The organism is Deltaproteobacteria bacterium IMCC39524 (assembly GCA_029667085.1).
In the GTDB taxonomy this organism is placed as follows: domain Bacteria; phylum Desulfobacterota; class Desulfuromonadia; order Desulfuromonadales; family BM103; genus M0040.
In genome coordinates this window covers 228,937-241,338 of sequence record JARUHJ010000003.1, presented here as the reverse complement: position 1 = coordinate 241,338, position 12,402 = coordinate 228,937, and the positions used below count along the sequence as shown (strand labels likewise).

General features: G+C 54.3%; 12 protein-coding genes. 6 read left to right on the top strand and 6 right to left on the bottom strand.

From position 1 onward, the window contains the following. Positions 1–57 precede the first annotated feature (57 nt). The 6 genes from P9J64_09235 to P9J64_09210 all read left to right on the top strand — a co-directional run bounded on the left by P9J64_09235 (position 58) and on the right by P9J64_09210 (position 4,915). Positions 58–765 (top strand): response regulator transcription factor, encoded by a 708-nt coding sequence (locus P9J64_09235; protein MDG5468498.1) that lies wholly within the window; start codon positions 58–60, stop codon positions 763–765. Then, positions 762–1,826: an ATP-binding protein gene (locus P9J64_09230; GenBank protein MDG5468497.1), complete on the top strand. Its 1,065-nt coding sequence runs from the start codon at positions 762–764 to the stop codon at positions 1,824–1,826. Before P9J64_09235 ends, P9J64_09230 begins: the two co-directional genes overlap by 4 nt. 204 nt (positions 1,827–2,030) lie before the next feature. Then, entirely contained in the window at positions 2,031–2,357 is a 327-nt protein-coding gene (locus P9J64_09225) for a hypothetical protein (protein ID MDG5468496.1), read from the top strand. 211 nt (positions 2,358–2,568) lie between these two features. Then, on the top strand, positions 2,569–2,886 hold the full coding sequence (locus tag P9J64_09220; GenBank protein ID MDG5468495.1) for a cytochrome c3 family protein: 318 nt from the start codon (positions 2,569–2,571) through the stop codon (positions 2,884–2,886). A 72-nt stretch (positions 2,887–2,958) separates the two neighbouring features. Continuing rightward, positions 2,959–3,906 (top strand): TAXI family TRAP transporter solute-binding subunit, encoded by a 948-nt coding sequence (locus P9J64_09215; GenBank protein MDG5468494.1) that lies wholly within the window; start codon positions 2,959–2,961, stop codon positions 3,904–3,906. Positions 3,907–4,051: 145 nt separating this feature from the next. Further along, positions 4,052–4,915 (top strand): hypothetical protein, encoded by an 864-nt coding sequence (locus P9J64_09210; protein MDG5468493.1) that lies wholly within the window; start codon positions 4,052–4,054, stop codon positions 4,913–4,915. 95 nt (positions 4,916–5,010) lie between these two features. Here the strand turns inward: P9J64_09210 and P9J64_09205 are convergent, their stop codons facing one another. From P9J64_09205 to P9J64_09180, 6 genes are all read right to left on the bottom strand, one after another. Further along, positions 5,011–6,288 carry a Ni/Fe hydrogenase subunit alpha gene (locus P9J64_09205; protein MDG5468492.1) on the bottom strand — a complete coding sequence of 426 codons (1,278 nt, stop codon included), beginning with the start codon at positions 6,286–6,288 and terminating at the stop codon, positions 5,011–5,013. After that, positions 6,288–7,022 (bottom strand): hypothetical protein, encoded by a 735-nt coding sequence (locus P9J64_09200; GenBank protein MDG5468491.1) that lies wholly within the window; start codon positions 7,020–7,022, stop codon positions 6,288–6,290. The genes P9J64_09205 and P9J64_09200 overlap by 1 nt, the downstream gene beginning before the upstream one ends. Further along, on the bottom strand, positions 7,019–8,983 hold the full coding sequence (locus tag P9J64_09195; GenBank protein ID MDG5468490.1) for a 4Fe-4S dicluster domain-containing protein: 1,965 nt from the start codon (positions 8,981–8,983) through the stop codon (positions 7,019–7,021). Before P9J64_09195 ends, P9J64_09200 begins: the two co-directional genes overlap by 4 nt. Before the next feature lie 200 nt (positions 8,984–9,183). After that, a complete protein-coding gene (hybB, locus tag P9J64_09190; protein MDG5468489.1) occupies positions 9,184–10,362 on the bottom strand; it encodes a Ni/Fe-hydrogenase cytochrome b subunit in 1,179 nt (392 codons plus the stop codon). Further along, positions 10,355–11,281 (bottom strand): hydrogenase 2 operon protein HybA, encoded by a 927-nt coding sequence (gene hybA / locus P9J64_09185; protein MDG5468488.1) that lies wholly within the window; start codon positions 11,279–11,281, stop codon positions 10,355–10,357. The genes hybB and hybA overlap by 8 nt, the downstream gene beginning before the upstream one ends. A 3-nt stretch (positions 11,282–11,284) precedes the next feature. Beyond that, entirely contained in the window at positions 11,285–12,391 is a 1,107-nt protein-coding gene (locus P9J64_09180) for a hydrogenase small subunit (protein ID MDG5468487.1), read from the bottom strand. Positions 12,392–12,402 lie beyond the last annotated feature (11 nt).

Below are 12,402 nucleotides of genomic sequence, written 5' to 3'. Positions count from 1 at the left end.
TGCTTCAATGCTCGAGAATCTGTCCAATCAGGATAATTGCCAAAGGAACAGTCACCCATGCCACCTCTCAGCAACACCGAGCCCATCCTGATCATCGAAGATGATCGCAACACTGCAGCCCTGATCGCAACCTATCTTGAGAAAGAAGGCTTCGCCACACATCAGGTTCACGATGGTGCCGAGGCCCTGTCCGTAGCGCGCCAGCAAGCACCCGGTTTTGTGATCCTTGACGTCATGTTGCCGCAGGTCGATGGATGGGAAATCTGTCGTGAACTGCGAAAATTTTCCGATGTACCGATCCTGATGCTGACCGCCCGCGAAGAGGAGATCGACCGGGTCTTAGGCCTTTCCCTCGGTGCCGACGACTATGTGGTCAAGCCTTTCAGCCCGCGCGAGCTGGTAGAACGAGTCAAGGCGATCCTGCGCCGCACGGCCCGCCGACCGGATCCGGTTATCCGTTTCAGCCATGCCGGCCTGGTTCTCGATGTCGAGAAACGTCGTGTCACCCTCGATGAGCAGCCGGTCGATCTGACCGCGGTGGAGTATAAACTGCTGCAGGCGCTGATGAGCGCGCCGGGCAAGGCCTTCTCACGCGACGACCTGCTCAGTCATGTCTATGAGCGCGGCGAAACCGTGATAGACCGGGTCGTTGATGTGCATATCGGTCACCTGCGCCAGAAACTCGGCGACGACCCGGCAGAGCCTCGCTACATCGAGACGGTGAGGGGCTTCGGCTACCGTTTTGCAGAACGGCAAGACTCATGAGACTTCGTCTGCACTGGAAATTGATGCTGGCCACCACAATCCCGGTCATCGCTGTAATCACCGGGATCATCTGGCTGGCCTTCGACCAGCTGGCGGCCGACTACTTCATGGTGCTGATGGACAAGTACATGGTGTCGCCTACCGATACCCACCGGGCCTTTTTAACCGCAGTACACCGCTACCTGCTCTGGGCGAGTTTGGTCGCACTGCTGCTGGCCTTTGCCCTCAGCTACCTGCTCACCAAACAGGTACTGCGCCCCCTCGTACAGATGAGCGAGGCCAGCCGCCAGATAGCAGCCGGCAACTTTACCGCCAGGGTGGAAGCAAACCAAGCCGATGAGATCGGTGAGCTCGGCACGGCCTTTAACCTGATGGGGGATAGTCTCGAAAAACTCGAACGGCTGCGCAAAACCATGGTCGCCGACGTCGCCCATGAGCTACGCACCCCGCTCACAAACCTGCGTGGCTACCTGGAAGGCTTGAGCGACGGCGTCATCCCTGCGGATAAACAAACCCTCGAGATGCTGCAGCAGGAGAACCTGCGTCTGGTCACCCTGGTCGAAGGACTTGGCCAGCTGGCCCGGGCCGACGCAGCCCACGCCTATCTCGAACGTCAACCAGTTGATCTGCAGGCATGTCTCCGCGAGATATTAACACTCTATCGGATGAATTTCGAAGAGAAGGGAATCAGCGTCACGACAAATTTTGTCGATCAGGTGAAGGTACAGGCAGACCGCGACAAACTGCTTCAGGTCATTCGCAACCTGGTGGAAAATTGCTGGAAATATACTCCGGTAGGTGGCGAAGTCACCATCTCCAGCACTCATGCCGCAAAGTCGATTCGAATCGATTTTATCAACAGCGGGCCAGGCATTGCCGAAAAAGATCTTCCTTTTATCTTTGAACGCTTCTTCACTGCCGACCCTTCCCGCTCCCGCGAGGCTGGAGGTGCGGGGATCGGCCTGGCGATCGTCAAGCAGCTGGTTGAAGCCCACGGCGGAAAAGTCGGCGCCCAAAGCGTAACAGGCGAAACCCGTATCTGGTTCGAACTCCAGACATAGGATAAGGGTCTTTTCTTTGCTGCCGTTTTATTTGTCGACACAGAGAAGATAACGTTGCCGGCGGACCCCCTGCCGGGTCTAAAAGCCTTTGATCTGCCCGGGCATCAACCTTTACAAGACCTTTACCGAACCTTTCTCACCTGTTTATATCTTTTTGCTATCGTCCTCTCAGGTCGCAAACCAGACACCGAAAGGACAACCGCAATGCAAACCTCATTGATCATTTCAGCAACCCTGATGGCCCTTGTGTTGTTCGCCTTCAAGGCGACAGCAGAAATCCCTCCCGGAATGGCCAGAGCAACCTTCGTGGTTCACTGCTACACTGTAGGAGTCGACGCCCTGTCTGGTAAAGCCGGGGTGCTCTCAGTCGAACCCGGGTGGAGCGGCGCACGCGAAGTTGATCGCGTCATCTTCAATCCACAACAAGTATCAGTCAACCAACTCGAGAACTGGCTCAAAGAAGCGGGGACCTATGTCAGCACCCTGGAGATTTCGATGAGCAGCGAGCCTGCAAAGGAGATGTCGAAATGAGACCAATCCGTCTGCTGAGGAGCTTGCTCCTCGCAAGCCAGAAACAAAAAGCTGGAGCATCTCTTGGTGCGGACGACTCGCGGTGAAAAACAGCAGTTAAAGCACTGGTCAGTCAGGAAACAATAAAGTAAGCTAAGCCCTTGCAGAAGGTTGACTAAAATCAAGGCCCCCGACGATATCAATCAAGGCCTTGGCTTCAAGGAGAAGAACCATGCAGAAGTTCGCGTTTCTCATTGTGACGGTCCTGTTCGTAAGCACCCGTATTGCCCTGGCTGTGCCGGCAGAAAAGACCCTTGAATTCAGCAAAAGCCCCATGGGCGTTGTGACCTTTGACGGCGCATTGCACAGGGAGGCGGGCCAAAAATGCAAGGACTGCCACAACGAGGAAACGTTTCCGAGGATGAAGCAGGGAACCGTAGAGGTGACTATGGATGATATTTACGCTGGCAAGCTTTGCGGGGTCTGCCATAACGGCGAGCGTGCCTTTGATGCCCGGAGTCATTGCGCGCGGTGTCATATAAAGCAGTAGCACGATACGCCTTACGTGCAACTTATGAAGCTAAACGGCTACACATCTTTTATCTTTTCTGGGTGGTTTCTTATGCAAAAACTTTTTTTGACGCTAGTGCTTTTCTGCTTCTGGTCAACATCCTCTCAAGCCGTTGAGCTGCGCCTGATGACCGGCCCGGAGACGGGGACTTACTACCAGATCGGGCAGGAGACTTCGTTGGTCACTGCCCCTTCAGGAGTCCACCTGCAAGTTCTACCCTCACAGGGGTCATGGGAGAATATCGTCGCACTGTTCAACAGCGATACTGAATTTGCCATCTTCCAGATCGATGCCTTTGCGAGGGCGGCAGAGAACCTTTATCGCAATACCGGAATCAGTATAAACGAGGACATCCACGTTGTGATGCCCCTTTTCAGCGAAGAGGTCCATGTCATAAAAGCCAGAGGAAAGGACCTCGACTTTGCCAAGCAGAAGAGTTTCGTGGTTGGATGTGGCCCGGAAAACGGCGGGTCATGCCTGACGGCTGCCGTTATTGAAGACGTCTACGATAAACAGTTCAGCTACACCCACAAGGACTACGAAAGCGCATTTGACGAACTCAGGAACGGAGCAATTGAACTGGTTATCGTTACTGCAGGGAAGCCCTACCCGTTACTGGTCGAGCAGACCGGACTTGACCTGGTGGCGCTGCCTCGCTTTAAAAAATCCTCAAGTTTCTACTCGTGGACGAGTCTGGGCCCTGAAGACTACCCTTGGTTACAGAGGGACGTGGAGGTCTTTGCTGTCCGTTCAGTTCTGGCCACCATGATTCAGGAGGAGGAGGGGTTGGCAAACGATCTAGTCAGCTCGGTGCATTACTCCCTGCTTGGCAACAAGGAAGAGCTCAAGAAGACAGGCCACCCCAAGTGGAACGATGTGCAGTTTACCGGCTACATCAAGGACATCAGCCATGCCGGAGCACTACGATCTCTTGGTGTCTGCAAAGCCATCACAGACTTCGGTTATAGCTGCAGCGCTATGGTCTCCGGGAAACAATAAAGGTTGAGAAAGTTTGTCAACCTGGTTATTCGGGGTCATTTTCTATAAGCCTTTGACAGCCGCTCATAAAATAATTACACTTCGCGGCCGACCATCTAAAGAGTCGAAACCCGCAATCATTAAAGAACAAGTAAGGGAAATTAAGATGAAACAAGTATCGTCATGCCTCCTCTGCATCCTGCTCTGTTTTGCAGCCACCTCCTTCGCCGACAATAGCGACCGGAGAGTACAACAGAACCTTTACGAACTGGAACCTCTCTACACCCGAAACGCCCGCAATGCTCAAAGATTCACCATCAATCTGACCTACGACGATTTCAGAAACGTGCGTATCGAGGAAGCGGAAGAGTTTGATGGCTACACCACAAAAATCGAAGGCATCCTACCCTTCGGCACAGAAAAACGCTGGGAAGTCCGGCTTGAAATTCCTTTCTATACCGATGGGGACGCCTGGGGAATTAAAGCGCAACAAAAAATTGACATAGACGGAAACGGCGGCGTTTTTGACTTTGCCAACCTGGTCTTGCAAAGAGAGCTCAGCACGACCAAAAAGTCTGTGGTCAACACCTCCACCTACCTTGGATACGGTCGTCGCACCAATGCCTTGGACACCAGCATAGACGACAAGTACAACCACCGAGGCCAGGTGATTCGCTTCGGTGTCAACATGGACAATGCCCGTTCTGATCGTGATATTCGTCTGCAGGCGAGCCTGGACGGCCGATATTATTTCGACACGGATGACCTCAACCCGAGTAATAACGGCACGGAATTTTACTTCATGAACTTGAGTGGCGGGGCAGTCTTCAATGCCGAGGGCTTCATCAAACCGGCCTTTGAAGTCCTCTACAGTACCGACTTTGGTGACCGTCAGATTTACCAGTCCGTTCCCCAGCTGATAATCCCCATAAAAGACATTGCAGAGATTAAGGGTGGGTACGCCTTTGGTCACAGCGACGGCGAAGGCTCGACCCAGACCGCAACCGTTCGGGCGACATTCAGATTCTAAGAACCCCTTTGGGGACAACCATATAATCAAGGCCCCGCAGCATATGCTGCGGGGCCTTAGTTGTTTGATTTAAAGCAACTCTATATAGCAACCAGTCAGAGCCTGTCTATCGTCAACAGGTGAGTCGAGCAACTCAAGCAGGGATCGTAGGCCCGCACCAGCTTCTCCAACTCTGATTGAAAGGTATCCGGCTCTTCATCAATAATCTGCGGCACTCTAGCTCTCAGGTTCATCTCAAGATTGGCCAGGTTCTGCGCCGTAGGAATGACGCAATCCGCCGAGGTGAGAAAACCCTCCTTGTCATAACTGTAGGCATGCAACAGAACACCCCGTGGAGCCTCAAGCGTCGCCACCCCTTCTCTCGCCTTGCAGGTCACAACCGGTTCTTCGTATTTGAGACCCTCCAGCAGAAGATGATCAATCAGGTGCATCGATTGCTCGACACAGTGCAGCACTTCGACGAGGCGTGCGCCTTGCGAGAGGTAGGGATTATTGGTCGAGGGCGAGAGCCCTTGCAAGTCGGCGACCTCGCGGGCCAAGGGTGAAAGATGATGAAAACCCTGCCGCAAACGGGCCAGCGGACCGACCATATAGGTTTCGTCGTTGATCCGGGCATGCTTGGCCGTTGAATGCGGCACCACATATTCGCGAATCATCTCCCGGTAGCAACTGTTCGGGACCTGCAGACCGGCGCTCGAAATCAGGGTTTCGCCAAATTGCGGGTAACCATCACTATCATGCAACGCCAGGCACTCGGCCTGGTGGGAGAAGTCCGGCCAATCGAGCCCGGCAACCAACTCCACTGTCTGCTCGAGGTCCGGCAACGCTTTGGAAAGACAACGACGCAGGCGCTGCAACTCACTCGCTTCGGGGAAGCGGTGGAAGCCACCGACGCAGGTTGTGACCGGGTGTACCGGTCTGCCACCGATCACTTCGCAAATGTCGCTGCCAAGTTTTTTCAAGCGCAAAGCCCTGGCGACTAGGTCTCGGCGGGACTGCGCCATAGCCAGCAGGCTGTTCACCCCCAGGTAATCAGGCACAGCCATAAAGTACAGGTGCAACAGGTGGCTTTGCAGAATCTCGCCGTACATCAGAAGACGCCGCAGGCTGGTGACCTGTTCGCTGACCTCCATGCCGAAAGCCCGCTCGGTGGCCATCAGGGAAACCAATGTGTGAGAGTGGGAGCAGACTCCGCAAATCCGTGAAGCCAAACCAGCGACCTCGGAGTAATGTCGCCCGACCAGCAGTTTTTCAAAGAAGCGTGGCGTCTCCACCACCTCAAGCTGACATTCCACGACCTCGCCGGCCTTGGTGTCAACAACCAGGTGAGCATGACCTTCAATACGGCTAAGATAAGGGACCTGAACTTTCATTATTCTTCATCAATCCGCAGGTTGTAGGTGCGGTATTCCTCTAAAATATCATCGACGCTGCGATTAAACGTTTCCAGTACACGGTGATACGAACTTTCCCGTGGATTATCGACCAAACCACGACAGCCGCGACAGCGGTCGCCGCCTTCAATACAGAGCGCATTGCACCCCGCCCGAACCACCGGACCAAGACAGACGATGCCCTGCTCAAAAGTACAGGGTAACTCGGCGAGCTTGCATTCGACACAGAGAGAAAAGGCCGGCAGGTTTGTTGGACGATCAAGCAGGAGAGCATGAAGGATGGAAAGGAACTCCTGACCATCGACCGGGCAACCGGGAATCCGGCCATCGATCGGCACAATGACACTCACGGGACGAGCCTGCCCCCCCTGCAGATGCTTGCTGTCGCTGCCATAAACGGCCATGGCCAGCTCTGCGCCACCAGCCTCTTCATGGGCGATATTGATGCCGGCTAGATCGGCACAGGCGCCCAGGGTAATCAGTTTTTTGCTCCTGGTTCGAATCATTCGCAGGCGTTTTTCTTCATCAAGGCGACAGATACTACCCTCAACGAAAGCAATGTCGAGGTCTTCATTACAATGGCCCTGCACCTCGCGGAACTCGACGACCTCGACCAAGTCGAGCACGTCCAGAAGCTTTTCGGCGAGATTGAGGATCGTCAACTGACAACCTTCACAACCGGTAAAATCAAAAAATCCGACACGCGGCTTCATCGTTCAATCGCCTCTTTCAGATGCTTGACTTTGCTATAGGGGAATATCGGACCGGTTTCGCAGACACAGACATCATTGATGCGACACTTGCCGCATTTGCCAAGACCGCACTTCATGTGACGCTCCAGGTTCAGGAACAGGGCCTCTTCATCAACACCCATACGCAGCAGTAAAGGATTGATAAAGCGATACATTCCGGCCGGGCCGGAGACGGCAACGCTGGTCCGTTGTGGCTGTAGATCCAGGTTGCGGAAGAGGTGAGTGATATCTCCTGTCGGCACCCCCCAGCTGTTTCCCGGCTCTTTGATAGCGAAGCGACAGTCGAGTTGGTTGCTGCCATGCCATTCGAGCAACTCTTTTTGAAAGAGCATGTGGTCCATGTTACGAACACCATAAAGCAGTTGGATCGTCCCGAAGCTTTGCCTGTTGGCCAACAGACTCAACAGTAAAGAACGCAGCGTCACAAGGCCAAGGCCGCCAGCCACCAGCAGGAGGTCACGGCCGGCAAAACCTTCAACCTGGAAGCCATGGCCGAAGGGGCCACGCAGACCGACGCTGTCACCGGACTGCAGACGATGCAGGGCCCGGGTCAGAGCCCCTTTGGCACGCACCACAATCTCGACATGCATGTCATCATCTGACGAGGACGCGATGGTAAAAGGAGCTTCTCCAAGGCCGAAGATCGAAATAGCGACAAACATGCCGGGAGTGAAATGAATCGGAGTGTTCAACCTCAGACGAAACAGCTTGTCCTGGTTGGTGAGGTCCTCAACAGCAATAATTTCAACCATGTCCGGCTGATATTCATTCGCCGGAAGAGCCTTGAGTTCAGGGCTGGCTTCTTCAACAAAGAGCCGGTTGAGCACGTTGACCGGGGCGATATTTGCCAGGCATTCCCGACTGCAACGGCCGCAACCGACGCAAGCCGTGCGTTCGTGCTTTTCCCAGAGATATTTGTACTTGCGAAAGAACCTGTGACGTTGACGGTCGGCCTGGTCGGAACGAAAGTCCCGCCCACCAGCGACCCGGGTAAAATGATCGAACTGGCACGAGTCCCAGGTTCTCACCCGCTCTCCACCGGCGAGGTCGTCATCCATGCGGTCCTCGACGTTAAAGCAGTAACAGGTCGGACAAAGCAGGGTACAGGCTCCGCAGCCAAGACAACGCTCGCCAATCTCCTTCCAGAGATGATGGTCATAAACATCACCGAGCAATGGCGCCAAGGCATCAACGGCAAAATCGAGTTGATGCTCGCAAGGCTTCACCTGCAGCGGCAAAGGAGCTTCCTCATCACGTTTGGCGACCTGGGGTGCATGGCGGCGCAAAAGGGCTTCGCCACGTTCAGAACCTGACTGCACCAGGTAGCCTTCATCGGCACGGTGAAAAAATAAATCAAAGCCACTGTCGGTGCGATCTGTGCCGACACTGCTGCAGAAACAGTGCTCATCGGGGAGACAGTCAACACCGATCAACAGGGTCGCTTCACGCTTGGAACGGTAGACACTGTCAGCCTCACCCTCAAAAAGACAGTCATCAAGGACCTGCACTGCATGCAGGTCACACGGATGCATACCGAAGATGACGCGTGGCACTGCGGCCTTGTCAGCTTCGAGATGAACCTTGCCACCGAGGCTGAACCGAAACAGTTTCTGCCAGTTGGGGAAAAGGAATTTTTTCGGCGAGTGGACCTGAGGAGGAAACTCCAGTAAAAGCTCGGACGGATCTTCAACCTTGTCCATAGTCATGCGACCATGCTTTTTCTGTACGCCGACCACTTCATAGGCGGTCATCATGGAGCGCACAAAAAGATCTATCTCCACCCGGCTGAGAGCACGCCATGTGGATGATTCTGCCGCGGCGCTGGTCGGCGCCTGAGTGGTACGCATTAGGGGGAAACCTCGATAGGTGTTTTTGCTGGGCAGCTGGTACTGACCACCGAGGTTCAGTCTACGTGACGACATAAATATGAGTCAAGCTCCAGGAGAAGATTGTATACGAAAAAAGTAACGTTAAATCAAGCTCATGGCGCGATACAGCCGTTGCACATCACGACGTATACGCCGTCCCTCTAAAAAATCAGGACCCGCCGATTGGCAGGCCCTGCAAAAGCAGATCAATCCGGGAGAGAGGTCGGATGATCCTTATGTACAACGTAAAAACCTTACTGCTCTTCCAGGATTGGCAAGTAATTAACACCCAACCTATAGAGGAAAACTCCAAAGGCCAAAAAGGCGAAGGTGACAGCAAACTCACCGACCGATGGGAAGTAGTTGAATTCAGGGCCCATATCCATGCCGATCAAAAAAACATTGAAGCGGTTCAGGACCACGCCAAGGATTACCGAGAAGGCACAGAGGAAGAGTTTAAGCGCGTCGCGACGAATCTTGCGCCGTTTGAGCATAAAATAAGGAACCGCAAAGAGTGCAAATTCAACCAGGAAAGAGTTGCCCTGCACGCTGCCGTCAAAGGCCTGGGCCAAAACACCACGGTAAGCCAGGTCGCCGATTCGCAGCAGCAGGTAAGTGCCGAGAAAAAGCGGGATGTACTTGGCGATATCAGCGAGCAGTTCCGTTTCCGGCTTACGCTTGAAGAGGACGGTCGCCAGCGACGCTTCGAAAATCACCATGGGCAGACCAACGCTTACAGCCGAGGTCAAGAAGAGCAAAGGAGACAGCGGTGTGTACCACAGGTCATGCAGCTTGTAAGGAGCAATCAACATCATGGTGCCGAGTGACGACTGATGCCCGAAGGAGAGCACAACACCGGCAATCACGAAGAAAGCCATGGTCCGGTTGAGAATGTTGTCCGCTTTACCAAGCAGCCACTCCGAAGGCTTGTTAAACGAAGCCATCTGTCCGGGCAGGTTGACCTTGCCCTTGAACTGCTCCACTACGGCCGGAATATTTTCAATCCCGAGGACGGTCAGGTAGAGCATGACGCACCAGGCCACCTCGAAGAGCACCGAGGTGCCGTTCCAGTACACCAGGGCGTGCCAGATATTGTAGTATTTGCCAAGGTCGAAGAAGACCGCCAGGCCGACCAGGAAATAACCGATAAAGGCAGTCAAAATAGCGGGGCGTACCAGCGCGTGGTACTTGTCGCGACCGAAGATTTCGACGATCGCCGCAGTGGTGAAACCACCGGCGGCCAGGGCCACCCCGCAGGCAACATCAAAAGCGATCCAGATACCAAAAGGATAGGCAGCATTCAGATTGGTGATACTGCCGAAGCCGTAGAAAAAACGGAAGAAGGCAAAGACCGCGCCGGAGCCCATGAAGAAAATCAGCAGCCAGACGTTCGGGGTAAAGAAATTATGTTGCAGAGGGGCCGCTTTATTCATGACTGCCTCCTTCCTCACCGCCATTTTTCTTGCGGCTCTGATTGCGGTACATAATGCCACCCAGGACACTGTAAACAGCGATGGGTGGAATAAAGTACTGGAAGATTCGATGCTGGATGCTTTCGGTCAGACCGGCCACGGTGCGGTACTTGAACGCGGGCAGGCCGAGGGAGGCAAACTGCATCTTCGGACGCGCCAGGTAGAGAACGCCGGTACCACCGACTTCCTTTTCACCATAGATATGATCCTGGTAAAGTTCCGGGTCTTTCTCGATTCGTTTACGAGCAAGCTTGATCAAATCAGAGCGCTTGCCGAAGCTGATGGCACCCGCCGGGCAGACACTGCTGCATGCCGTCGGCTTGCCTTCCTTGAGCTTTGTTTCACGGCAAAGAGTGCACTTTTTGATTGAGGGGATAGCATTCTGCCATTCGAACTGGGGCACATTGAACGGGCAGGCAACCATACAGTAACGACACCCCATGCAGAGGCCCGAATCATAAGCAACGGCACCATTCTCCTGCTTCTTCAGGGCCCCGACGATACAGGCGGAAGCGCAGGCCGGTTCACTGCAATGCATGCATTGAGTCTTGACGAAGGTTGTTTTTCCATTCTCTTCGTCCTGCTGCATCTTGATCAAGGTGTAGGTCCGCTCCGACAAGCCTCGCGGCGCATCATAAACATCGCGACCAACATTAGCAGACTCGTTGAGAGTGCTCTCCATGGGCAGCTTGTTTTCTTTTTTACAAGCAACCTGGCAAGCCTTACAACCTATGCAGCGCGTGGTGTCATTGAGCATACCGAGCCATTCCGGATTCGGTTCGCGAAGATCTCGCGCTGAGGCCGGCTTGACCCCGGCACAGACCACACTGCCACTGGCGACAGCTCCGATCTGCAGGAATTTACGACGACTGATATCCATCGATTATTCCTCCTTGCTGTTGTCTTGGCCCTGTTCATTCTTATCGCGCTGGCCGAGAATGCGCATGCCGGCAGAACCGGCAACCAGGCCAGCCAGGGCAGTATAGCCCGGGGTCATGTCTAGCTTAGCCGTCCGGTCCGTAATGATCGATGGATAGGCCGCAGGCGGAGTGACGTCCTGAATCGGCACGGTATTCCACATCGATTGCACATAAGGGTACTCAGGCTCGGTACAGCCGTTACATGGGTGGCGATTGTCGATACACCAGTTGGTGCCGCTGTTGAATTTCTTCTCAGGGCAGTTGGCGTGAGTAACCGGACCTTTGCAGCCGAGTTTGTAGAGGCAGTAAGACTCACCGAAAGCCTGGGCAAAACGGCCGGCATCGAAATGACCGCGCAGCGGACAGTTGTCATGGATCAGCTTGCTGTAAAACATCTCCGGACGGCTATGCGCATCGACCTTGACGGATTCAGGACCTCCGAGCAGAACTGCGGCCAGGGTGCCAACAAACCAGTCAGGATGAACCGCGCAGCCAGGCAGGTTGATCGTCGGAGTTGTGATGCCGTTTTCTTTAAAGACATCAATAACTCCGCGGGAACCGGTTTCGTTGTTTTCCGCCCCCGGGATGCCGCCAAAAGCGGCGCAGGTGCCGACAGCCATAACGGCCTTGGCCTTACGACCCAGGCGCAGGACATGTTCAAGACCGGTCATACCGTGACCATCTTTTTCACCGACTTCACAATGACGGCCATGATCTGCGGTCATGACAGAACCTTCGACAACCAGGAGGAAGGGCTTTTCCTCGGTATCGTACATGGCCTGCATGGCAAGATCACCGGAAGCGGCCATTATGGTTGGATGGAAGGCGAATTCTACGTGATGACCTGGCAAAACCTGATCGAGCAGAACGTCCTGGACTCTCGGTGCCAGGCTGTTAAGCAGCGAGACACTGCAACCACTACAGGCTCCGGCGGCCAGCCACACCACCGGGGTCTCCTGGATAGCGGTAGCAAAGGCTTTGCGCAACAACGGGTTGTCAAACAGGCTCATGCCCAGGACGGCACCGGCGCCGGCGCTGCCTTTCAAAAATTTACGTCTTGTTATTGCCATTGTATCTCTCC